This is a genomic window from Virgibacillus ainsalahensis (assembly GCF_055380755.1).
In genome coordinates this window covers 200811-223314 of the sequence record NZ_AP043943.1, presented here as the reverse complement: position 1 = coordinate 223314, position 22504 = coordinate 200811, and the positions used below count along the sequence as shown (strand labels likewise).

Here is a 22504-nt window from a genome sequence, read left to right as displayed (position 1 = left end):
TTTGACAGTATAATATTATTTATTTTATAATATACTTAGAATAAGGTACCTGGGTAGCGCTAACTACCCGGATACTTGCAACAACAAACTGCATTTTGAGCAGTTGGCCGAAATCTAGATGTTTGCACTAAAAGAAGTAATCCAACCATGCATAGGGGCGGTTACTTCTTTTTGTTTAGATAAACGACAATGGTCACAATTAAAGTTAAGGTAGCTATCAGTGTAATACTGAACTGCGCTACCAAACTAAATGCTTCATATATCGTCATTCTACCACCTCCTCTCTTAAGTGACGTGACTTAAGAAACAAAGATGGCCAAACCGCCCACAATACCTATGTCATTGCTGTTTTTTATTCTATCACAACTTTCTTATAAATAGGTAGCAGAACGAATAAACGTTCTCAAATAAAAAGACCAGATACCCCATCGTATCCAGTCCTTTCTAAAATCAAACCCACCACATATCTCCGGCGCTTTCTGCAATGTTCACCCGCTTCAGGTTCCGCACTGCTTGCTGGAATCCTTCTTCCACTGACATGATTGGGTCTTCATGTTCGATGCTGACGACATAATCATAACCATATGTCCTTAAGGCACTGATAATATTGGACCATTCCTGGCTGCTGTGGCCATAGCCAACGGAACGGAATGTCCATGCGCGGGATTGTACCGCAGAATATGGCTGCATGTCTGTCAGCCCATACATGTTGACATTGTCCTGATCGATGTACGTATCCTTGGCATGGAAGTGATGGATTGCGTTTTCCTTGCCGAGGATTTTGATTGCCGCTACCGGATCAATGCCCTGCCACCACAGATGGCTTGGATCGAGATTCGCGCCCACTGCGTCATTGGTAGCTTCCCGCAATTTCAGCATGGTGTGTGGTGTATGTACGAGAAAGCCTGCATGTGGCTCAATCCCGACTTTCACACCGTGATCCTTGGCAAATTGTCCCGCTTCCTTCCAGTATGGGATCAGTTTTTTCTCCCATTGCCATTCCAAAATGTCGGAATAGGCAGTCGGCCATGGGGTTACCGGCCAGTTCGGCTGCTTGGAATCTTCACCTGAACCCGGCACACCGGAAAATGTATTGACGACAGGTACTCCCATTAATTCTGCCAGCCGCACTGTTTTTATAAATGTATCATGGGATTGCTTGGCATGTCCGGCGTCCGGGGAAACCGGGTTGTCATGGCAGCTGAATGCACTGATTGTCAGCCCGCGTGCTTCTACTTTATCCAGATACTCTTTACGTTTGTCTTCACTTTCCAGAAGCTCATCCAGGTTACTGTGCGCTGTGCCCGGATTTCCCCCTGTTCCAATTTCCACTGCATCAAGCCCTGCATCTTTCACATAATCAAGCATCTCTTCAAACGTTTTTTCTCCAAAAAGAACCGTGAAAACGCCTAGCTTCATTACGAATCCCTCCCTAATTTCACACTTGCTCCCGTTTCACTGCTTTCATAGATGGCATCAATTATTTTCGTCACTTTAAGTGCTTGTTCTGGTTTCACAATTAATGCCGCTTCACCCAAGCAGCTTTCCACAAAATTCACTGCCTGCACAAATCCAGCGTTTTCCTCACTGTAATTAAGCTCAGCCGTCTGGGTCATCATTTTCCCATGCTTCGGCTGGTAAAATTCATATGGATAGACATTCAATCCACCCTCTGTACCGGAAATGCTTAAAACCCGCGTATCTTCTTTGATATTCGCCGCCCAGGAACATTCGAACATGAGTGAGATATCATTTTCAAATTTGATATAAGCAGATACATGATCATCCACTTCAAATGTCTCATAATTAAAGACACCCCAGTCATTCACCTGATTCGGTGAACGGCTTAAGCGGTTATATGTTGTCCCCATTACTTCGACAGGCTCCGGATCGCCCAAGAGCCACAGTGATAAATCAAGCAGATGGCAGCCGTAATCAATCAGACTTCCTCCGCCCTGGAGTTCTTTATTTGTAAAAACGCCCCAGCCCGGCACTTTTCTCCGCCGCAGTGCCTGTGTTCTCGTGACAAGCGGATCACCAATATCCCTGACCGCCTCTTTGGCGATTTGTGCCGCTTCAGTAAACCGGTAATGATAGGCAATCGATAACAGTTTATTCGTTTTCCGGGAAACTTCGAGCATTGCCTCCGATTCTGCTGTCGTCATGGCCATCGGTTTTTCACATAATACATGCACACCGGCTTCCATCGCCGCAATGGCGATTTCCGCATGAAACTTATTTGGTGTACAGATGGTTACAGCATCGACATGGGCAAAAACATCCTCGTAATTTTTGTAAACATGTGGAATTCCGAAATGATCCGCCACTTCCTGCGCACGCTCATGATTGAGGTCATGCAGTGCGGTAATTTCCACTTTGTCCTTGATATTCAGGTATGCAGGGATATGGCGCTGTTGAGCGATGCCACCTACTCCGATGATACCCATTTTCAACTTGCTCATGCTATCCCTCTTTTTCCGTTGATTCCATCGCTTTTAAAATAACTTCCAATGATTTTTTTCCCTCGTCGCCATTAATCAAAGGCTCTTTGTCCTCGATAATGGATTCCACAAAATGGTCAATGACATGCGTGTTTGTTTGTCCACCTTCGTCATTGGACTGGATTCCACCAAGTTCATATTTAACAACTTCCCCATTATTATATTGAACAACTAGCGAATAATCCGGATGATCCTCCAGACGCAATGTCGCATTTTCACCGTATATAATGGTGGAGTTATCCTCTTTCGCTGTATATGCCCAGCTTGCTGCAAGGGTCCCAATAACACCATTTCCTGATTTTAAAATTAATACCGCATTATCATCAACATCTACATTTTCCTTCGCAGATGTTTCGATAAAACCGGCAACATCGGTGAATTCATCTGCTAACAGATAACGAAGCAAGTCTGCTTTATGCACACCTAAATCACCCATCGCACCAATGAATGCCTTATCTTTTTTGAAAAACCAGCTGCGTGCTCCATCCGCACTCCAGCCTTCCGGACCGCCATGGCCAAATGTTGTACGGAAGCTGTAAATTTTTCCCACTTCCCCTTGTTCAATGAGGCGTTTCGCTTTCTGGTGGGAAGGGACAAAGCGCTGATTATGTCCAATCATCAGTTTCTTATTGTTTTTAGTTGCTGCTTCGATCATTTGATCCGCTTCTTCGCGGGATGTCGCCATCGGCTTTTCACAAAGTACATGGCAGCCGCTCTCGAGTGCAGCAATCGACACAGGTGCATGCAGATAGTTTGGCAGGCAAACACTTACCGCATCCACACTTTCTTTTGCAAGTAATGTTTCATATTCGGTATAAGCTTTCACCCCATATGTGTCAGCAGCCGCTTGCGCCCGTTCCGCCCTATGGTCACATACGGCAACAATCTCTACATTCGGATTATTATGATGTTCTGGCAGATGCCGATGCTTGGCAATGCTTCCACAGCCAATCACGGCAACACGTAATTTTGTCATCTTCTTTTCCTCCTCATCCCTCTTTTTTAATTTCTTCTAACGGCTCCGCATTCCCGCGTGTTGGTCTCGGCGTATTTGTGTTAGCCGCCCATTTCACACCGTTTTTGATTACGTGTTGAATATCTTTATGATGGTAGGTCGGATAGGTTTCATGCCCGGGACGGAAATAAAAGATCTTCCCTCTACCCCGTTTAAAGGTCGCTCCACTGCGGAAAACTTCGCCACCTTCAAACCAGCTGATAAATATCAGTTCATCCGGTGCTGGAATATCAAAATGCTCGCCATACATCTCTTCTTTTTCAAGCTCGATATATTCATGGATCCCCTCAGTAATCGGATGTGTCGGATCCACAACCCAAAGCCTTTCCTTCTCATCAGCTTCGCGCCATTTCAGGTCACAGCCTGTCCCCATCAGCTTCGTGAATGGCTTGGAAAAGTGCGCGGAATGCAGCACAACAAGCCCCATGCCATCCCATACGCGAGCTTTCACTTTTTCAGCAATCTCATCCTTCACTTCATCATGCGCCTTATGTCCCCACCATACGAGGACATCCGTTTCATTTAAAACATCATCCGTTAAACCATGCTCCGCCTCATCCAGCGTTGCCGTAGTAATGTCATGTCCTTCTTCTTTTAAAAATGCTGCGATCGCTCCATGAATACCCTCCGGATAATTATCCGCTACAACCGGATTCGTCTGTTCATGTCTATTTTCATTCCAAACTGTTATTTTCATGTAAAAAACCCCTTTCTTCTGGGACAGGGGGACAGGTCCCTTGTCCCATTTAACCCACCGGGACAATGAACCTGTCCCTCTGTCCCAAGATTACTCTTTCATTGATCCTGACGTCAGTCCGGACACGATTCTTCGTTGGAAGAACAGTACCAGAAGTACTATCGGAATGGTTACAATGACAGTTGCTGCGGAGATGTCGCCCCATGGTACGGAATATTGACTCTGATACATCGATATCCCCACAGGTACAGTTCTCCATACATCATCACTGTTGATTGTCAGTGCGAATAAATATTCATTCCATGCTGCGATAAATACGAGAATCCCTGTTGTAAATACACCAGGTGCAGCCAGTGGGAAAATGATTTTTCGAAACGTCTGGAAAGGACTTGCCCCGTCCAGTTTAGCCGATTCTTCCAGCTCGAATGGGATTTTTTTAAAGAATGTTGCTAAAATCCATATGGCCAGTGGTAGACTGATCGTGATATATGGTATGACCAATCCGATAAAACTGTTGCGCAGTCCGAGATTTGATACGAGGTTAAAGATTGGTGAGATAATCGCGATTTGCGGAAACATGGATGCTGCCAGCACGATTCCCAGAATCAATCCTTTCCCCCGGATGGGCAACCTTGTCACAGCATAAGCTGTAAATGACGCAAAGGTCAGTGACAAAATTGTCGTCAACCCAGATACGACAAAACTATTTAACATATAGCGCAGTAATGGCCGATTTGTCAATGCAGCTTCGTATGAGTCGAGTGTCGGGTTCGATGTAAACCATTTAAAGGAAGAAAAGATTTCCCCAACTGGTTTGATCGATGTTAAAAATACCCAGATAAACGGGAACATGACAAGGAATACAAAGACTGCCAAAAAGATATAAAAACCAATTCCTGCTCGTTTATTCATCTAGTTCCCTCCTCATTTTGTACGACCATCAAACAAATCTGAGCCGATTAATTTTACAAATAAAAAGCTGATCAATGCCACACTTAAGAAAACAATGACAGAAAGCACAGAGCCTTCCCCGAAATTCTGTTGTGCGAATAATGTTTTATAGGCATAAACCGAAATCGACTCTGTCGCATTTGCCGGTCCACCGCCTGTAAGTACATAAATCAAGTCAAACACCCTGAACGCATCCAAGGTTCTAAACAACAGTGCTACTAGAATGGAAGACTTCAGAAGCGGCAGTGTAATTTTCCAAAACTGTTGCCATTTATTGGCCCCATCCACATTTGATGCCTCATAAAGGGGGCCGGGAATTGTTTGTAGTCCCGCCAATAGCAGTAATGCCATGTATGGAGTAGTTTTCCAGACATCTGCTAATATAATGGAAAACATCCCACCATCCGCTGTCGATAACAGCCAGGAGGCTTCCGGAATAAGATTCAGTACCTCCATGTAATGTGCGACAATCCCAGATTGTCCATCATACAGGAATCCCCACATCATCGCGGCTACCGCTGTTGGTATCGCCCACGGAATCAGTACAGATGCCCGGACGAATCCCCTTCCTTTAAATGCGCGGTTGATCAATAGAGCTACCGCAAGACCAATGACCAATTCCAAGGCTACTGTCACGACGGTAAAAAAGACAGTATTCCACAAGGACTGCCACATTCGCCCGTCCTGCAAGTATTTCCCATAATTGGCAAGACCGATAAAATTGGATTCCAAAATATTACCGGCAGTTGCTCCAAGTAAATCTGCAGTCTGCTGGAATTCCTGAGCAGTTGTTTCATCACCGCTTTCTTCTGACAATGCAGTGAGCTCTGCCTGATAGGACTGCAGTGCCTTCCTGTAATCCGATGCAAAATCATTATCAAGATCGGCATATTTTAATTCATCATCGGTTACCGGTGTATAGCTTGCCAGCATCTCATCAATTCGTTCCACCTTTTGATTGATTTCCTCATCGCTAATTAGTTCAGAATGATATGCTTGAACATCTTCACGTATCGTTGTAATCGTATTGGCAGCTTCTTCGCCATCTGCTTCATTCGCCAGGCTTTCTAATTGTCCATCAATATAAAATTGATTATCGACATAGCGTTCGAGATCAATCGTAGCACCAAGCATCAGTTGGGAGCGCGCCGGATCATTCAATCTGTAATCAAAAAGACTATTGTAAAAGGACTGTGCGACCGGCCATAAAACAACGGCGAAAACGAGAATAAGCGATGGGATAACCATGGCATATCCAAGTTGTTTTTCACTCAGTTGAAAGTTGGGTTTTTTCTTGTTTTTCATAGTGGGTCTGCCCCCCTCGCATTAAAGGTTTGATGTCACCTAAAAAACACTACCTTTCTTCAAAGGGCGTTTTCTCTTAATCAACCTCATCGATTTATAATTCCTTAAAATGATAGAAAGGCAAGATGAGAGTTATCTGCTCCTCCTGCCTCCCCCTATCAATCTCCTACATCTATTATTCTTCCATTGCAGCTTCTATTTTTGACTGCATGTTTGCTGCTGCTTCTTCAGCGGTCTGGTCACCTGTTAGTGCTGTTGACAGTTCAATTTGCATAATATCCGAGATTTCCGGATAGATTGGAGATACTGGTCTTGGTACTGCAGTTTGCAGCACTTCCCGGAACTCTGGATTTGCAAACAATGAACTAACTTCCTGTACTTCTGGATCATCATACAACGCTTCTAATGTTGGTGGGCGGCCACCTTCCACTGCAGAAATCTTCTGTCCTTCAGATCCGGAAATAAATTTAACAAACTCCCATGCTTCTTCCGGATGCTCGGAATAGCGGTTGATCATTGTCATCCAGCCACCAAGTGCAGCTGCACTTCCTTCATCACCAGCCGGCAGCATTGCCATCTCTACATTGTCAACCACTTCAGATCTTTCCTCATCATTGGAAGAAGACATCATATATGGCCAGTTACGGGCAAATACGGCATTTCCTTCAATCCAAGCATTTTCTGTTTCAATTTCCATGAAGTTCAGGATATTTTCCGGGACAAAATCAGATCCGACAATTTCCTGCATCTTTTCAATTGCTTTGACGGTTTCCGGGCTGTCAACAACGACATTGTTATCTTCATCTACAACCTGTCCACCATATGAGGCAATGTACTCAATCGCGTTGGTAATTAACCCTTCATACTGAGCTGCCTGCATGAGATAACCAAATTCAGTACCTTCTTCACCTTGGAGTTCACTTGCTTGCGTAATCAGCTCATCCCAAGTTTCAGGTGGTTCCTCAACAATATCCGTTCTGTAGTAGAATACACCGGCATCGGTATATTGCGGCATCGCCCATTGTTTTCCATTAAATTTCCCGGCTGCGACTGTACCAGGGAAATATGCTTCCATATCAATTCCATCCTGCTCAATGAAGCGATCCAGTTCGAGCACGTAATTCGCTTGAGCAAATTCTGCCGGCCAGATTACATCGGCATTAAATACGTCAATTTCTGTACTTTGCGAACTGAATGCGGTTACATATTGATCGTGGGATTGTCCTGTATCTGCAGGCATCTCACGTTGCTCTACATTAATATTTGGATGTTCTTCTTCAAATGCTTCAATTACTGCTTCAGTTGCAGGGGTTGTATCTGTACCACGTGCATAGACAATGGTAACCTCCTCCCCGTCTTCAGCAGCTTCTCCACTTTCTTCTGTATTTTCATCAGAGGTATCATTCTGATTATCTGACGAGCCGGATTCGTCATCGCCGCCACATGCAGCAAGAAAAACCAGCATTGCGATAATCAAAAGCGTCCACAACATCTTTCTTCTCCACTTCATTTTAATTCCTCCCCTTATTTGTAAGCGATTCCATTACTTTGACGCGCGAATGAAATCGATTACATTTTCTTTCATTATACGTTATAATTTATTGTTGTCAATATCTTTTTTATGTTAAAAATTGTAGAGATTTTAGCGATGCTTGTCAGAATACGATTACATAAATGTTTAAAGGTTATTTATTTACTAAAAATTCCCACATATTGTGTCGGTATTTCCCGGGAAATAGATTTAAAACTCAACTCCTATAAAATCCCCCTTCCGAATTAATCACCTGCCCCGTAATCCAGCCTGCATCCTCACTGGCAAGAAATGCAATTAAACGAGCCGCATCATCTGGATGCCCCATTCGCTTCATTAGAAATTTCGGCAATAGCTCCTGCTTTTGATTCTCTGTCATCCATCCTGTATCTGTAGGCCCTGGATTTACAGCGTTAACTGTTATTCCCAGTGGCGCGAGCTCTGCAGACAGGGAAAGTGTAAATGCAGCAATCGCACCCTTTGTCGCGACATAAGCTAATTCCCCTGTCATCGGACCCTGCGCCTGGCCAGATGTCAGATTAATGATCCTGCCTGACGCTCGATTTATTTCCTTCGACCGTTTTGCAAACGCCACACTTAAAAGAGATGTAGCCCGTATATTCACGGCATAATGCGCATCCAGCGTCTTTGCATCGAGCTTTTCATAACCATCACTTGTCGAATGGGCAGCATTATTGACTAGAATTTCCGGAAAACCAAGCTGTTCTTCTGCTGTCTGTAAAACCTTTAACGCTGCATCTTCTTTAGACAAATCAACCGCCATACTTGAACAAGCGGCCCCCATTTTATCCAATTCATTTTGAAAACGTTTCGGCCATGACGCTTCCGCTTTCCAATGGGTGAAAAATATATCTATCCCCTTTTCAGCCAGCATTCTACACGTCGCTGCACCAATTCCGTCTGTATGGCTAACACCTGTTACAACTGCGACTGTTTTTTTCATTAGCACATTCCCCCTTATGTAGATTCTCTAATAATTAATTCATGATCCAAAATAATGCTTTCCACTTCCTTGCCACTGATTTTATTGATAATCATGCGTGCTGCCATCGTACCCATTCTGTACATCGGCTGGGCAACCGTTGTCAGTGTCGGATATGTCATATTGGAAAAATTGATTTTATCAAAGCCGACAATTGCGATATCCTGAGGCACCTGAAGTCCTGTGACATTTATTTCTTTCAATGCACCAATCGCAAAAATATCAGACACAGCAAAAATAGCAGTCGGTTTGTCCTTTTGGCTCATCAATACCCGTACCGCCTGCTGTCCACTTTGGAATTCCAGCTTATCCGCATGATAAATCCATTCTTTTCGAACAGGGAGGCCATATTCCTCCAGTGCTTTTTCATAGCCACGCCGGCGCTCTCGAGCATATAAAAATTTCTCATCCGAATTGACTAATGCGATGTTTTTCTGGCCTAATTTAATCAAATGCTTCACCGCCTGATATGCAGCCTGCTCATTATCGATGGTGACATGTGGAATGGTGCCATCCTCATCATATTCACTACATTGTACGACCGGGTAGCTTGCAGCAAGCTCATTCAACTTATCCTTATTCACCGTCGGATCCATCGAAATAATCCCATCTGCCAGGCGATTTCGGATCAAATTAAAATAAATCGCTTCTCGCTCCGGATTAGAATCTGTCTCACAAAGAAGAATATTATATCCTTGCGCAATCGCCGTATCCTCAATACCATTGATAATTTCCGAGTAAAAGGGATTGGCAATGCTCGGAATCATTACAAGCAGCAGTCTGCTTTCGGAAGTTCTCAAATTTCTTCCAAGTACACTCGGCTCATAATTCAATTCCTCAATTGCCTTTTCCACTCGAACTCTCGTTTTCTCTGTCACTGTAACACTATCATTTATCACCCGGGACACTGTCGCAACAGATACCCCCGCATGCTTTGCAACCTCTTGGATCGTCGCCATCCGACCACCTGCTTCCTTCCGTTTGTAAAAATCTTGTAAACGATTACATTTTCTTTCATATTACGTGTGAGCAATTCGTTTGTCAATGGGAGTTTTTCACTGGTTTTCGGTTTTATATGTATTTTATTTCGAAATTATCTGTATAGACCTATCAAATGATTCTCCCATTGGTGGGACTCCTATTAAGAGACAATATCATCCGCGATGACATATGATCTGAAGCTTCCCGCTAATGGGAAGCTTCTTCATACAAATCATACAAACAAATCCTTCGGGTCGAATGATTCCAGGCTGATTTCCGTTTTTTCACCAACCGCAAGTTTTGCAAGCTGAGCGCCTACATACGGTCCACTCGTCAATCCTGATGCTCCTAATCCATTCGCGATTAGAATATTAGCAAAACCTGGAACACGGCCGATGACAGGCAAGGATCCAGGTGTGAAGGGGCGGAAACCTACCTTTGTACCTATATAGGTAGCGTCGGCCAAACCAGGAGCTACGCGTAACGCTTTGTCCATCAACTCATGGACCGAACCCGTAGTGACACGAAAATCGAAAGAACTGGTATTTTCCTTGGTCGCCCCGACAACAATTCTCCCATCGCCGAACGTAAGCATATAATGGTTGAATGGTGGTAACATGACAGGCCAATCACTCGTGTTTACTCCAGGCATTTGTAAGTGAACAATCTGCGCTTTCTCAAAAGTGACATTCGACTTCATTCCAACAGGGGCAAATAAGGCATTCGTCCACGCGCCATTCGTGACAATCACTTGATCTGCCTGGTGGGGTTCACCATGCACGTCTACACCTTGTATTTCCCCATTTTTAAATAGGAATGAGGCATCTCCATGGATCAAATCAGCCCCCTTTTTCTGTGCTGCCCGGAGGAGGGAGTCGTTCAAACCTGCTCCATCCACACGGGCAGCGCCTGCAATATGAACAGCCCGATAGCTTTCTGAAACAGGGGGAAAAAGCGCTTTTGTCTGTTCCGGAGACAATCGCGTTATCTCTCCCATTTCTGGAGCCTCTTCCTTCCGTTTATAGGCGACTTCCATCTTCTGATCCAATTTTTCCTCGGTATCAAAGATATTCACCGCACCGACTTGTTTGTATCCTGTTTCCGTTTCTCCTTCACGATTTAGTTCTTCAATGAGCGTGGGATAATATTTCGCACCCTTGAGCACAAGCTGATACCACGCCTTATTACTCCGATTCGTCAGCCATGGGCAGACGATGCCTGCTGCATTCCGCGTGGCCTGACCAGGTTCATGACGATCGATCATGACGACGTCTTCTCCCCTTTTAGCTAAATGGTAGGCAGTTGATGCGCCAAGGATCCCTGCTCCGATGATGATATGCTTCATAATGTTGACACCTTTATTTTTTTGACTTATTCTTTCGTTATTTTACCCAATCCGAAGCTTTAAGACAATTACCCAATACTTCAATCGGAATTGAAATTTATGTCCTGCGATTGGTTTAACGTTATTTTTGCATACCCATTTTCATATTTTAAAACGAATAACCATCATGAACCAAGATTATACCTTTTTCCGGTTACTAATAAAAAAATAAAGATTTTGGATGAAATAATATAGAGCAAAAATATACGGGAAATGTAGGTCAATCCCACGCCAGGCTAATACTTTAGTGCAACGGGGACTGGCCCTTTTCTCTCGCACTCTCCCTCCGTCTCAAAAAATCCGTCCGTCTTTCAATTTTTTATAGTTTCGGAAATCACGGATTTTCCATCCATCCCCCCCCTCTTTTTCATCCCATAAAAACGAACAATCATTGCTTTTTAAAAATAAACGTTCACTTTTCCGTTGATTATCTCCAACTTCTCTGTTATATTAACAAAGTATTATTTTAAATATCATTACTCGTATATTCTCAGTAATATGGTCTGAGTGTCTCTACCTGGTTCCCACTGAAAGAACCGGACTACGAGTTAAAGTATAAGGATGATTGTTATCTAGGATAACAAGTCACCTCCAATTATAATGTAGCACTTTTTTTGCTTCATTATATATACTTAGCTCGTAGGTCTAAAAACGTAGAAGACATTCTATGTTTTAGACCTTTTTCTTTTGGCCAATATTAAGAATATATAAAATATCTAGGAGGTAGCAAAATGAATAAAAATGTATATTTAAATCATGATGGAGGAGTAGACGATCTCGTCTCTTTATTCCTATTATTACAAATGGAAAATGTAAATTTACTAGGTGTTGGCGTTATTCCTGCAGATTGTTATTTAGAGCCAGCAATGTATGCTAGTAGAAAGATTATCGATAGATTTGGAAACGATGAAAAAATAGAAGTTTCAGCTTCTAATTCCCGTGGAAAAAATCCTTTCCCGAAAGACTGGCGTATGCACGCATTTTTTGTCGATGCATTGCCATTATTGAATGAATCTGAACGGATCCAAACAAAAGAATCGGAATTACCTGCACATGAACATCTGATCAAAGTACTTCGTGAGAGTGATTCACCAGCTACATTAGTTTTTATAGGACCATTGACTGATTTAGCTCGTGCACTTCGAACTGCCCCAGACATCGAGCAAAACATTGAAAAATTAGTTTGGATGGGTGGTACCTTCCTAGAAAATGGTAACGTGGAAGAACCAGAACATGATGGGACAGCAGAATGGAATGCATTCTGGGATCCAGAAGCTGTAAAAGTAGTATGGGATAGCTCCATTCCTATTGATCTCGTTGCCCTAGAAAGTACGAATATGGTTCCTCTTACGTTAGATGTTAGAAAAAAATGGGCATCACAAAGAAAAGATATAGGAATTGATTTCTTGGGCCAGTGTTACGCGATGGTTCCACCATTGGTTCATTTCCAAACAAACTCCACTTACTTTTTATGGGACGTCCTAACTACTGCTAGTATCGGAAATAGCGACTTAGTGAAGAAGAAAAAAGTGAAATCTATCGTTCACCCGTCAGGAGCTAGTCAAGGTAGAACGGAACTCTCTGAAAACGGAAGAGAAGCAGAATTAGTCTATGAAGTAGATCGGGACAACTTCTTTGACTACATCACAGAGCTAGCTAAACAAAATAAATGAGGAGAAATATTTCATGCGAAAAGTAATTATTGATACAGATACTGCCGGTGATGACACAATTGCCCTCCTAACAGCAATGCATTATTTTAAAGCAGAAGGTGTGACCATTACAGGAGGAAATGTAGACTTTGATCAACAGGTAGAAAATGCTCTTTATACGATTCAGGTAGCAAACCCCAATGAACACGTTCCGGTATACAAAGGGATGGAAGGGCCACTCCTAACTAGTGTAGTCGAACGCCATCAAACCGTGGAAGATGTTCATGGAAGAGATGGAATGGGAGATAGCTTTTTTGAAAAAGCGAAACAGCGTCCGGAAGAGGGACATGCAGTAGATTTTATCATCGAGAAAGTGAAAACAAATCCAGGTGAAATCAATCTATTAGCCATTGCACCATTAACCAATATTGCAATGGCAATCAAAAAGGCTCCTTCCATTATAAAGGATATACCACATATTTATATAATGGGGGGAACCAACAATTCCCTTGGAAATATTACCGCAGCAGCGGAGTATAACTTCTGGGTTGATCCAGAAGCTGCCAGAATCGTATTACATTCCGGAATTCCTATTACACTAGTAGGTTGGGACATGTGCACCAAATATTCCATTATGGATGATGACGACCATAACGAAATCGAAAACCTATTAACCAAAGGATCTGCGTTTTTTATTCAGATTAATAAAGTAGTAATGAAATTTAACAAAGAAGTACACCGATTAAATGGAACAACACATCCGGATACATTGTTAGTAGCTATCGCCGCAAACGAAGAACTAATGACCAAATCAAACAAATATTTTGTCGATGTAGAAACAAAGGGAGAGTTGACTCGAGGGTATAGTATGGTTGATGTCAACAACCGTAGTGGTCATGAACCGAATGTTCGAGTATGTGAAGAAGTGGACCGGAATGAGTTTAAGGATCATGTGTTGGACGTCTTACAATCCATTTCATAATTTCTTAACAAAACACCAAGAGAGGACGACATCATATGCAATTTTTATGGGGAATCTTAGGAATCATCGTCATTTTAGGTATCGCCTTTTTACTATCTACAAATAAAAAGGCAATCAATGTGCGCACGATCATCGGCGCACTATTACTACAAATTATCTTTGGATTCATTGTATTAAAATGGGAAACTGGGAAAGAAATCTTTCAATGGGTTACGAATTTCGTACAAAGTATTATTGATTCTTCCAGTGCAGGTATTGATTTTATATTCGGGGGAGTATTAGCTGGAGAAGGTGTGGAATTTGTATTCGCCTTCCAAGTTCTTACTGTTATTATCTTTTTCTCCTCTTTAATTTCGGTATTATTTTATTTAGGTATTATGCAATTTATAACAAAACTAGTAGGTGGGTTTTTAAGCAAAATTCTAAAAACAACCAAACCAGAATCCATGGCTGCTGCTGCTAATATTTTCATTGGAATAACAGAAGCTCCATTAATCGTCAAGCCATATATGGAGAAAATGACCAAGTCTGAATTATTCGCTGTCATGACTGGAGGGTCCGCTTCTGTTTCAGGATCTGTTTTAGTAGGATACTCCCTCCTTGGTGTTCCATTAGAGTTTCTTATTGCTGCCGCGTTTATGGCTGCACCAGCAGGTCTTTTGATGGCAAAAATATTAATACCAGAAACGGAAAAGCCAATGGACGACAAAGTGATTAAGATTGCAAAAGATACAGAAACTGTGAACATCATTGATGCTGTAGCGAAAGGAGCATCAACAGGGTTAAAGATCGCTCTAAATATAGGTGCACTCATACTAGCTTTTATCTCTCTTATTGCTTTAGTTAACCTTGGCCTTGATTGGATCGGTGGTATCTTTGGTTTGGAAAACCTTACACTAGAACGTATTCTTGGCATACTATTAGCTCCAATAGCCTTCGTCATCGGTGTTCCTTGGGAGGAAGCACTGAGAGCAGGATCCTATATTGGTCAGAAATTTGTATTAAATGAATTTGTAGCATTTAGTTCCTTTGCCCAAGATATAGATACTTTCTCCGATAAAACCGTAGCAGTTATCAGCTTTGCTTTGTGTGGATTTGCTAACTTAGCTGCGATCGGAATGATTATTGGAGGTTTCGGTAGTCTAGCTCCATCCCGGAGAGAATTATTTGCAAAATATAGCTTTTTAGCCATCATTGGCGGTACACTGGCTAATTTATTAAGTGCTGCTATTGCTGGAATGTTAATATAGACAAACCATTCGCATTTACAGGGTCAGTCCCCTCTCACACGAAAGCTTTAGAGTAGGAGGGGACTGACCCTTTATCTAAAAACAGGTGGGGGATTATTTAACACCTGCTTTAAAAGAAATAATCGGTCAAGGGTTAGATGTTCTTGTCATTCTTCAGCTTTTTCTTTATAGTACTGTTTTTCTTCCTTTGCACTACTAAACGTTTTTTGTGTTGGATAGTGAGCTTTTGCAAACGAACCACCACTCACATCTTTTACTGTATTAACAACAGTAAACGCATCTTCATCAACCTCACGAATCAATTTTTTTAAATAAAATAATTGCTGTTTTGGAACGGCAACATAAATAAGATTCTCATCGTTTCCATTCCCATCATTTTTACCTTGCAAGATCGTAGTATGGGTACCAAGATTCTCTCGAATAGAACGAGCTATTGATTCGCTATAATCTGAGAATATATGAACAACCTTTTTTGATTCAAACCCTTCTAAGACGTAGTCAGTCACTCGCTTGCCAATAAATAAAGCCACTACAGTGTTTAATGTTAGAATGGGACCAATAACTAATATTCCACCCGCAACAACGAGAGCATCTAACACAAAGTTTGTTCCTGTGATTTCCCAACCAAATTTATAGTTTAACACTTTTGCAATCGTGGACGTTCCACCTATCGTACTTCCCGAACGAAAGATGAAACCAAAGCCAATTCCAGTAAATACTCCCGTATAAAGAGCAGCAAGAAGGGGGTCATTCAGTGCAGATCCAAAATCCTCTAATACGAAAAGAAGTACTGAAAATAAGGGGATAGCAATAATTGATTTTATTATTACTGACTTAGGCAAGTAACGATAACTAATTAATAAAACGATTCCATTTGCGATGAAGTTCACCAATGCAGGAGACCAGCCTAACCCAAAATAAAGTAAGAGTGATAATCCAGGGATACCACCCTCTGCAAGCGAGTTAGGCATTGCAAATATCGCTACTGAAAAAGCAAAGAAAAAAGTACCCAACACCATAAGTCCAAAATCCTTCATATCGCACTTCCTTTTCTCTCTCTAATTAATAATCAGTACATAAGTATTTATTTTATGTTGCACGAATTGAGTGAAACTTCTTTGATGTACGCTACTTAATATTCCAGAATATGGCCCAATGATTCAAGAAAGGGCATAAGTCTTATTCGTTTCTCGCGTCCTTTTGCCGAAATTCACAACAGTGAATATACTGCCTTATTGCTTATTAAGCTATAGCCAGTTACTCGATGAAGATTACTTACAAATATAATCTTCATCGCTTTATCAATACGGTTAAATCACCCTCAAAAACTTTTTCTTCCTTTTCATTGAAAGTAGATAACAATACCGTAAGGAGACCTGTTTCATTCTTTATTGCTTTTTTATCAATAACCTCAACAATGATATGTAATTCATCATCAGGATACACTGGCTTTATAAATTTAATGTTATTCATTCTTGTTCCAGCAATAACATCCTCACCATATCTACCTTCTTCAACCCATAGCTTAAATGAAATGGCTAGTGTATGTATTCCGGAAGCAATGATTCCATTAAATCTTCCCTGATTTGCTTTTTCCTCGTCTACATGCATATATTGTGGGTCAAAATCAGCTGCAAACCTCACAATATCCTCTTTTGTTAATTTATATGATTTCGTTTCGAACACATCTCCAATTGTAAATTCATGTAACTTCATACAAAACACCTCTTAATGATTAGTTAACACTAGTACTTCATTGACTTTAACATCTATCATTAATAGTTGGTACTAATTTTTGTTTTTTTCTTGTTCTATTATCATGCCAGTTACTAAAAGATTCCACCACTTATTGCAGTAACAGGCTTTAATGGAATAAAACTTCTGTGATTTAAAAAAATTGGCTTATCGACGTTCGATAAGCCAATTCCATACATATTGTATTATTTTGATAATGCGATTTTAATATGGGCTAAGTGGTGCTCTTCGTGCCAAGCTAATTTTGCAACTTTTGTTGCGACTGTTATTTTTCCGTTTTTCTGGTGAGTAAAAGCTCGATCTAATTGCTCTTCCGTTAAACGATATCCTAAAGATACGATGCGCTCATTTATACCTTCTAGCATTTTAATAGAACTTTCTACAGGAAGCTTTGTATCTGGTTGAATAGCCCACTTTTCTTGATCAAAAGCTGGTACTGTTGGATTCTCATCTGTTAAAGCCAGCTTCAAACGTTGATACATGTTCAACTGAGAATCTGCAATGTGATGAACAAGCTCGCGAACTGTCCAGCTACCATCACGATATATTCTGCTTAATTCCTCGTCACTTAATGAGTCAACAGTTTCTCTTAATCGAATCGTGTAAGTTTCGATTTCCTTTAGCCATTCTTGAATATTTTCTACTGTTACTTTTTCAGGAACTTGTAATTTCCCAATTGGATATCTTACATCCATTTTCAATCCCCCTTTTCCCTATCCGTTATGTTTTACTTTTTTAGTATGGGTCAACACTAAAATCTATGGTTGATATTAGTGGATAAATATGGTAATAAGACTCGTTAGCGGAGGAAAACACGGAGACTCCTGCGGGAAAGCGCAGTGGGAAGACCCCGCAGGAAAAAAATGAACTCCTTTTTTCCGAGGAGGCTGAGCTCAAGCCCGCGGAAAGCGTAGTGTTTTTCCGCAGCGGTTACTATAATTCATAATTACACCTAGTTTGTCAACCATAGATTTTGGTGAAGAGCCTTTAGTATTACATAAATTATCTCATAATCCTCTTTATATTTTAACATAAATATCTAATTCCCTTATGAAGTGTTATTAAACAAAACACAAAAAGGAGGATTAGTAAAATATGATAAGCTAACCCTCTTTTTCCTGCATTGATGGATACAATTCTAATTTATCTAAATCAATGATAAAATTATAATGTTTTAAAATATCTAATCCAAGCAATGCACTATGGCCTTGAGGCAACATTCCTACATCTACTTGGGCGTCTTTTATAGTGAATGAGTTTATCTGTATTTTGTCCATGTTTTTTGTATAAAATGGAACACTACCACCCATCCCATATGCTTCATAAATCGTGTCACCATTTTCATATGTTACTCCAATTGCTTCTAAAATATCTGGTGAAATAACAGTATGGGATGACCCGGTATCCACAACGACACCGTCTATTTTTAGTGCTTCCCCACGGAATGTGACAGTTAAAGAGGTCGTGATAAGTTGTCCATCATAAAATAGGTTCATTACATCCTTCTCACTTTCATTAGGGGATCTCTACGTATGTGGATTACAAAATTTTTATTTCCTGTATGATAAACCATTGTTCCCTCTTTTGCATTGAAAAACTCTTTATTTGCATCTTCATCTTTGATTGGCCGTATTGGAGCTACTTCATCAACTATCTTCCTGTCACCCTCATAATGATAATCCAAAATGGAAACCAAAAGAAACTGATTAGGAAATAGTTCCCGAGCTTCTTTCCATTTCATTTCGCATCCCTCCTTATCTTCATTATAAATGAGAATACAGTATCATCCTATACAAATGACTAAATGCAAATTAGAAAACTCGGCTTTTGCCAAGCCTTTGTGGCAAAAGCCTTAGTTGCACTTATGCAGTAAGAAAGTTTTATGCTTTCTTAACTGCTAAACAACTGAGTCAACATTCCCGCCCTTGAGCAACAATATATTTAGAAGCTCTTTCTTCTTTTGCTTTTGTATAAACAGACCTGTCAAAAATCTATCTACCAACTTGCTGCGTTCACAATCTCCATTTATTTTAACATAACTATTTAATTATATTAGGGAGGATTTTCCGCAATCTGGCCATATTCTCACATAGGGTTTTGTTAGCGTTTATAAAGTATGCCTTTACAAACATCCCGCAAATTTCATAAATCAATGAAATGAAACATTCATAACACATCAAAACTATATTACGAACATTAACTATATATATCGAATAAATCAGGGTACTTAGGGAAGGAAATTCAAATGAAAGCTTATATGTATCACGACATTGCTACATCCTGATTGGATAAGAAATTGATATACGCATACTTATTCTCTTTATTTATGATGAAAGGGTATTGGCAATCCGATTCAGCGTAGCCATTATTGCCCATGCCCCTCCAAGATCTACATATGCTAGTCATCGCATGTGGTTCCTCCTGTGGCATCACCCATGCACCTATAGCGTATGGCTCCACTCGCGAAAAAAATCGGTCCTCTGCTTCATCAGAGAACCGATTTCCTTCTTACCTCATTTTCTCAGGCAACGCATGAATGGATTCGATCAGCTGGTTGAGCTTCCCCTCGACACGGTGCAGCAAATAAAACGTTACCGCAATCGGAAAGCCAACCTCTGTGACGAATGGTATCCAGGTTTCCATTGGTACTTCCTCCTTTCTATTGGGTGGGGGTTGAGTGGTGCTGTCGCTCGATTTAATTGAGAGATCGCTCGAACCGACTGCCGCTTCACTCGATTTCGACTACGCCCTGCTCGATTCTACACCACCCCACGCATATACATCCATCTTACAAAAACATGACCAGTGGCTCACCCCTGGTCATGTTTGTTAAACGGTATTAATTTAATTCAATATCTTCCACAATACGCTCAACGAAGCGCGCACTGTGTTTCTCAACGAGATCTCCGCCTGACGAATTGAAGGCATTTTGGGTGATGATCTCGTCCATAGCAGCTTCGATTGCTGCTGGGTCCGCCGGCTCAACTGGATTGTTCAGTGAATAGGTGACGATTTTCCCCGTGGTGTTCTTGAATTTAAGTTCCAATTTTTTCATGATTCATCCTCCTTTCGCTTTTATTTTCTAACCGGATTACTCCTCACGTAATTCTGAGTTGTCCCTACGTTCCACCGTGTAAAGTGGAAGCTCCTGCAAATCGACGACCGCTCGTGCAATCGGCATCAACTGATCTGCCGTTGCATCGGTTTTTACGTTACTGAAGCTTTTGTATTTATAGATTGGAGCACCAGTGTCGGCATCCTCTCCACCGTAAAAAACGATACGCAGTGTGGAACTAATTTTATCTGCTACTGCCATCTGTCTCACCCCCTTTCACAACTATAATCGCGTGTGAGCCAATAAAAGGGGCAAACAGAAAGTTAATCATTTTATTTTTTTCGTATACAAACGTATTGCTTCATATAATTAGAGGGAATATGAATAAGAGACTACACATCTTCCTGAATTAATTGTAAAATAAAGATAAATCATGTCGTGAGGTGCTCAGTAAATGGGAAAAAGTGTATCAATTCCATGGAAAAAAATTCTTTTATATGGTGGGATATTCCTCCTGTTCCTTGTTGGAATCGGGGTTGGATACGCTGCACATCTTGTCGACACAGCTGCTGATATGGTGGGTGACTCGCATGAAGATGTTGGGAGCTCTTCCCTGCGTGACCTTCCCGTTGATCCGGTAGAAGACAATGTTTCCGTTCTTTTTATTGGGGTGGATGACAGTGAGCACCGGAATGAAACAACCAGCAGATCCGATGCCCTTCTGCTTGCTACATTTAATCAGGATCATAATTCCGTCAAGCTTCTAACCATTCCACGGGATTCCTATGTTTATATTCCTGAAGTCGGCTATTCCACAAAAATCAATCATGCGCATGCCCATGGCGGTGCAAAAGCAACCATCGAAACGGTGGAGAATTTCCTGAACGTACCTGTCGATTACTTTGTTCGCATGGATTTCAATGCATTTGTTGATGTGGTAGATGCCTTAAATGGAATTACCTTCGATGTACCCTATGAGTTTGAAGAATCCGATTCGGACGACGACAAAAATTCCATTCATTTATATCCCGGAGAGCAGACACTAAACGGTGAAGAAGCTTTGGCATTAGCCCGTACGCGAAAGCAAGACAGCGATATTGCACGGGGAAAGCGCCAGCAGGAAATCATGAAAGCAATTGCTGACAAAGCCGCTTCCGCATCGTCCATATTAAAATTGGAAAATGTGATTACTGCTGTTGGTGATCATATGAGCACAAATCTGAGTTTTCCCGAAATAAGAGGTTTTTTATCTTACGGGCTGGATAAACATGTATCTATCGAAACGGTTAACTTTGAAGGTAGTGGTGGTTATATGGCGAATGGCGGCTGGTATTATCAGGTGGAAGAAAACAGCAGAATCCAGATACAAACGGAACTAAGCCAGCATCTGGAAGTACCACTTGAAAATGAAATGACTGATTTTGCAGAAGACGATGTAGAACCGTTTTAGAAAGGTGATTGATTTGTTTGACATTTTCACAATAGGTGTGTCATCTATGTCTTTATAATGGTATACTATTTATAACTGCGAGCGGGAAAGCAATTGATTCGATTTGAGCGATGTTACTGTTAAATCAAGCGAGCGCGAGCACTGCCAAATCGAGTGAACTGCCCTACATTTCGAAAGACTCACATCGTATTGGAGGTAACCGGTATGAAACGGATCATCACATACGGCACCTTTGACTTACTGCATCCCGGACACATTAAACTTTTAAGTCGCGCCAAAGAAATGGGTGATTATTTAATTGTTGGTGTCTCTACCGATGCATTTAACCGAATGAAAAAGAAACAGGCTTACTATTCCTATGAGGACCGAAAAATTATCGTTGAAGCAATACGCTTTGTCGATAAGGTAATTCCGGAACATACATGGGAACAGAAAATAGATGATATTAACGAACAGCATGCAGATATTTTTGTAATGGGAGACGACTGGCAAGGTAAATTTGATTATTTAACAGATTACTGTGATGTTGTTTATCTGCCCAGAACAACCGGAGTTTCAAGTACAAAGATAAAGAAACATATCTCGACAATGAAATATTAGAAAACTTGGCTTTTCACAAATTTTGTTGGTCGTTAACCATCAAAGTTGATATAAAACGCGACTATCCTAACAGTGACTTCCTCTTATCCTTTACAAAATGGTTGCTCGTCCAGCGCTGCTAAAAAATACTCACTTTCCACAGGGAACGCTTCAGCCTCGGGCCAACACGATGTTGGTCACATAAGCGTTGCCCCAAATGTCTTTGGTGGGACGAGTAATCACAGTCCCAAGCCTTTTCGATGGAAAGCGTAATCGCAGCCCCAAATTAAAAAATCAGCCATAATTTACTTCTCTTTGTAACTTTCCTCCATGGCTTGTCGTCTACTACAAGTGTGTGTCGAATCTAGCACATTAACAATTGTAATAAAAATTTAATTTACTAATCTGTCGAA

Annotated in this window: 24 protein-coding genes and 1 riboswitch; of the genes, 5 read left to right on the top strand and 19 right to left on the bottom strand. The window is 41.3% G+C overall.

Going from position 1 to position 22504, the window contains the following annotated elements; all coding sequences use genetic code 11:
- Window positions 1–161 precede the first annotated feature (161 nt).
- The 11 genes from ACZ427_RS01015 to ACZ427_RS00965 form a co-directional block, all read right to left on the bottom strand.
- Complete coding sequence (locus ACZ427_RS01015; protein WP_461178619.1) at window positions 162–269, bottom strand: putative holin-like toxin; 108 nt, start codon at window positions 267–269, stop codon at window positions 162–164.
- A gap of 181 nt (window positions 270–450) precedes the next feature.
- Window positions 451–1419: a sugar phosphate isomerase/epimerase family protein gene (locus ACZ427_RS01010; protein WP_461178618.1), complete on the bottom strand. Its 969-nt coding sequence runs from the start codon at window positions 1417–1419 to the stop codon at window positions 451–453.
- Complete coding sequence (locus ACZ427_RS01005) at window positions 1419–2462, bottom strand: Gfo/Idh/MocA family protein (protein ID WP_461178617.1); 1044 nt, start codon at window positions 2460–2462, stop codon at window positions 1419–1421. Before ACZ427_RS01005 ends, ACZ427_RS01010 begins: the two co-directional genes overlap by 1 nt.
- Window position 2463: 1 nt before the next feature.
- Entirely contained in the window at window positions 2464–3477 is a 1014-nt protein-coding gene (locus ACZ427_RS01000) for a Gfo/Idh/MocA family protein (protein ID WP_461178616.1), read from the bottom strand.
- A 13-nt stretch (window positions 3478–3490) separates the two neighbouring features.
- Entirely contained in the window at window positions 3491–4213 is a 723-nt protein-coding gene (locus ACZ427_RS00995) for a ThuA domain-containing protein (RefSeq protein WP_461178615.1), read from the bottom strand.
- 90 nt (window positions 4214–4303) lie between these two features.
- Entirely contained in the window at window positions 4304–5125 is an 822-nt protein-coding gene (locus ACZ427_RS00990) for a carbohydrate ABC transporter permease (protein ID WP_461178614.1), read from the bottom strand.
- Window positions 5126–5137: 12 nt separating this feature from the next.
- Complete coding sequence (locus ACZ427_RS00985; RefSeq protein WP_461178613.1) at window positions 5138–6469, bottom strand: carbohydrate ABC transporter permease; 1332 nt, start codon at window positions 6467–6469, stop codon at window positions 5138–5140.
- Window positions 6470–6644: 175 nt separating this feature from the next.
- Complete coding sequence (locus ACZ427_RS00980) at window positions 6645–7979, bottom strand: ABC transporter substrate-binding protein (protein WP_461178612.1); 1335 nt, start codon at window positions 7977–7979, stop codon at window positions 6645–6647.
- 238 nt (window positions 7980–8217) lie between these two features.
- The gene (locus ACZ427_RS00975; RefSeq protein ID WP_461178611.1) at window positions 8218–8964 is read right to left on the bottom strand and encodes an SDR family oxidoreductase; all 747 of its coding nucleotides are present in this window, start codon (window positions 8962–8964) and stop codon (window positions 8218–8220) included.
- Between the two features lie 14 nt (window positions 8965–8978).
- Window positions 8979–9962: a LacI family DNA-binding transcriptional regulator gene (locus ACZ427_RS00970; protein ID WP_461178610.1), complete on the bottom strand. Its 984-nt coding sequence runs from the start codon at window positions 9960–9962 to the stop codon at window positions 8979–8981.
- Window positions 9963–10216: 254 nt separating this feature from the next.
- Window positions 10217–11332, bottom strand: coding sequence for an NAD(P)/FAD-dependent oxidoreductase (locus ACZ427_RS00965; protein WP_461178682.1), 1116 nt, complete (start codon window positions 11330–11332; stop codon window positions 10217–10219).
- Window positions 11333–11828: 496 nt separating this feature from the next.
- Window positions 11829–11932, top strand: a riboswitch (purine riboswitch).
- 167 nt (window positions 11933–12099) lie between these two features.
- On the opposite strand from ACZ427_RS00965, the gene ACZ427_RS00960 reads away from it, so the two are divergent.
- The 3 genes from ACZ427_RS00960 to ACZ427_RS00950 are packed head-to-tail and all read left to right on the top strand — an operon-like array spanning window position 12100 to window position 15252.
- Window positions 12100–13041: a nucleoside hydrolase gene (locus ACZ427_RS00960; protein WP_461178609.1), complete on the top strand. Its 942-nt coding sequence runs from the start codon at window positions 12100–12102 to the stop codon at window positions 13039–13041.
- 13 nt (window positions 13042–13054) lie between these two features.
- The gene (locus tag ACZ427_RS00955; RefSeq protein ID WP_461178608.1) at window positions 13055–14002 is read left to right on the top strand and encodes a nucleoside hydrolase; all 948 of its coding nucleotides are present in this window, start codon (window positions 13055–13057) and stop codon (window positions 14000–14002) included.
- 35 nt (window positions 14003–14037) lie between these two features.
- Complete coding sequence (locus ACZ427_RS00950; protein WP_461178607.1) at window positions 14038–15252, top strand: NupC/NupG family nucleoside CNT transporter; 1215 nt, start codon at window positions 14038–14040, stop codon at window positions 15250–15252.
- 146 nt (window positions 15253–15398) lie between these two features.
- On the opposite strand, the gene ACZ427_RS00945 is transcribed toward ACZ427_RS00950, so the two are convergent.
- The 8 genes from ACZ427_RS00945 to ACZ427_RS00910 all read right to left on the bottom strand — a co-directional run bounded on the left by ACZ427_RS00945 (window position 15399) and on the right by ACZ427_RS00910 (window position 20323).
- Window positions 15399–16289, bottom strand: a complete 891-nt coding sequence (locus ACZ427_RS00945; RefSeq protein ID WP_461178606.1) for a YitT family protein — start codon at window positions 16287–16289, stop codon at window positions 15399–15401.
- Window positions 16290–16542: 253 nt separating this feature from the next.
- Window positions 16543–16968: a MaoC family dehydratase gene (locus ACZ427_RS00940; protein WP_461178605.1), complete on the bottom strand. Its 426-nt coding sequence runs from the start codon at window positions 16966–16968 to the stop codon at window positions 16543–16545.
- Between the two features lie 224 nt (window positions 16969–17192).
- Window positions 17193–17702, bottom strand: coding sequence for a YfiT family bacillithiol transferase (locus tag ACZ427_RS00935; protein ID WP_461178604.1), 510 nt, complete (start codon window positions 17700–17702; stop codon window positions 17193–17195).
- A gap of 408 nt (window positions 17703–18110) precedes the next feature.
- Window positions 18111–18503 (bottom strand): retropepsin-like aspartic protease family protein, encoded by a 393-nt coding sequence (locus ACZ427_RS00930; RefSeq protein WP_461178603.1) that lies wholly within the window; start codon window positions 18501–18503, stop codon window positions 18111–18113.
- Window positions 18503–18748: a hypothetical protein gene (locus tag ACZ427_RS00925; RefSeq protein WP_461178602.1), complete on the bottom strand. Its 246-nt coding sequence runs from the start codon at window positions 18746–18748 to the stop codon at window positions 18503–18505. Before ACZ427_RS00925 ends, ACZ427_RS00930 begins: the two co-directional genes overlap by 1 nt.
- Before the next feature lie 767 nt (window positions 18749–19515).
- Entirely contained in the window at window positions 19516–19650 is a 135-nt protein-coding gene (locus ACZ427_RS00920; RefSeq protein ID WP_461178601.1) for a YvrJ family protein, read from the bottom strand.
- Between the two features lie 196 nt (window positions 19651–19846).
- The gene (locus tag ACZ427_RS00915) at window positions 19847–20062 is read right to left on the bottom strand and encodes a DUF2922 domain-containing protein (protein ID WP_461178600.1); all 216 of its coding nucleotides are present in this window, start codon (window positions 20060–20062) and stop codon (window positions 19847–19849) included.
- A 36-nt stretch (window positions 20063–20098) separates the two neighbouring features.
- Window positions 20099–20323 carry a DUF1659 domain-containing protein gene (locus ACZ427_RS00910; protein ID WP_461178599.1) on the bottom strand — a complete coding sequence of 75 codons (225 nt, stop codon included), beginning with the start codon at window positions 20321–20323 and terminating at the stop codon, window positions 20099–20101.
- Window positions 20324–20516: 193 nt separating this feature from the next.
- Between ACZ427_RS00910 and ACZ427_RS00905 the strand changes: the two genes are divergently transcribed.
- Window positions 20517–21512: an LCP family protein gene (locus ACZ427_RS00905; RefSeq protein ID WP_461178598.1), complete on the top strand. Its 996-nt coding sequence runs from the start codon at window positions 20517–20519 to the stop codon at window positions 21510–21512.
- A gap of 204 nt (window positions 21513–21716) precedes the next feature.
- On the top strand, window positions 21717–22112 hold the full coding sequence (tagD, locus tag ACZ427_RS00900) for a glycerol-3-phosphate cytidylyltransferase (RefSeq protein ID WP_461178597.1): 396 nt from the start codon (window positions 21717–21719) through the stop codon (window positions 22110–22112).
- The last annotated feature ends 392 nt before the right edge of the window (window positions 22113–22504 follow it).

Bases quoted from the DNA above. Each gene is read 5' to 3' on its own strand.
- ACZ427_RS01015 (WP_461178619.1), bottom strand. From the start codon at position 269: ATGACGATATATGAAGCATTTAGTTTGGTAGCGCAGTTCAGTATTACA.
- ACZ427_RS00945 (WP_461178606.1), bottom strand. From the start codon at position 16,289: ATGAAGGATTTTGGACTTATGGTGTTGGGTACTTTTTTCTTTGCTTTT.
- ACZ427_RS00975 (WP_461178611.1), bottom strand. From the start codon at position 8,964: ATGAAAAAAACAGTCGCAGTTGTAACAGGTGTTAGCCATACAGACGGA.
- ACZ427_RS00980 (WP_461178612.1), bottom strand. From the start codon at position 7,979: ATGAAGTGGAGAAGAAAGATGTTGTGGACGCTTTTGATTATCGCAATG.
- ACZ427_RS00950 (WP_461178607.1), top strand. From the start codon at position 14,038: ATGCAATTTTTATGGGGAATCTTAGGAATCATCGTCATTTTAGGTATC.
- ACZ427_RS00970 (WP_461178610.1), bottom strand. From the start codon at position 9,962: ATGGCGACGATCCAAGAGGTTGCAAAGCATGCGGGGGTATCTGTTGCG.
- ACZ427_RS01010 (WP_461178618.1), bottom strand. From the start codon at position 1,419: ATGAAGCTAGGCGTTTTCACGGTTCTTTTTGGAGAAAAAACGTTTGAA.
- ACZ427_RS00955 (WP_461178608.1), top strand. From the start codon at position 13,055: ATGCGAAAAGTAATTATTGATACAGATACTGCCGGTGATGACACAATT.
- ACZ427_RS01000 (WP_461178616.1), bottom strand. From the start codon at position 3,477: ATGACAAAATTACGTGTTGCCGTGATTGGCTGTGGAAGCATTGCCAAG.
- ACZ427_RS00915 (WP_461178600.1), bottom strand. From the start codon at position 20,062: ATGAAAAAATTGGAACTTAAATTCAAGAACACCACGGGGAAAATCGTC.
- ACZ427_RS00960 (WP_461178609.1), top strand. From the start codon at position 12,100: ATGAATAAAAATGTATATTTAAATCATGATGGAGGAGTAGACGATCTC.
- ACZ427_RS00990 (WP_461178614.1), bottom strand. From the start codon at position 5,125: ATGAATAAACGAGCAGGAATTGGTTTTTATATCTTTTTGGCAGTCTTT.
- ACZ427_RS00935 (WP_461178604.1), bottom strand. From the start codon at position 17,702: ATGGATGTAAGATATCCAATTGGGAAATTACAAGTTCCTGAAAAAGTA.
- ACZ427_RS00925 (WP_461178602.1), bottom strand. From the start codon at position 18,748: ATGAAATGGAAAGAAGCTCGGGAACTATTTCCTAATCAGTTTCTTTTG.
- ACZ427_RS00995 (WP_461178615.1), bottom strand. From the start codon at position 4,213: ATGAAAATAACAGTTTGGAATGAAAATAGACATGAACAGACGAATCCG.
- ACZ427_RS00920 (WP_461178601.1), bottom strand. From the start codon at position 19,650: ATGGAAACCTGGATACCATTCGTCACAGAGGTTGGCTTTCCGATTGCG.
- ACZ427_RS00940 (WP_461178605.1), bottom strand. From the start codon at position 16,968: ATGAAGTTACATGAATTTACAATTGGAGATGTGTTCGAAACGAAATCA.
- tagD (WP_461178597.1), top strand. From the start codon at position 21,717: ATGAAACGGATCATCACATACGGCACCTTTGACTTACTGCATCCCGGA.
- ACZ427_RS01005 (WP_461178617.1), bottom strand. From the start codon at position 2,462: ATGAGCAAGTTGAAAATGGGTATCATCGGAGTAGGTGGCATCGCTCAA.
- ACZ427_RS00930 (WP_461178603.1), bottom strand. From the start codon at position 18,503: ATGAACCTATTTTATGATGGACAACTTATCACGACCTCTTTAACTGTC.
- ACZ427_RS00905 (WP_461178598.1), top strand. From the start codon at position 20,517: ATGGGAAAAAGTGTATCAATTCCATGGAAAAAAATTCTTTTATATGGT.
- ACZ427_RS00985 (WP_461178613.1), bottom strand. From the start codon at position 6,469: ATGAAAAACAAGAAAAAACCCAACTTTCAACTGAGTGAAAAACAACTT.
- ACZ427_RS00910 (WP_461178599.1), bottom strand. From the start codon at position 20,323: ATGGCAGTAGCAGATAAAATTAGTTCCACACTGCGTATCGTTTTTTAC.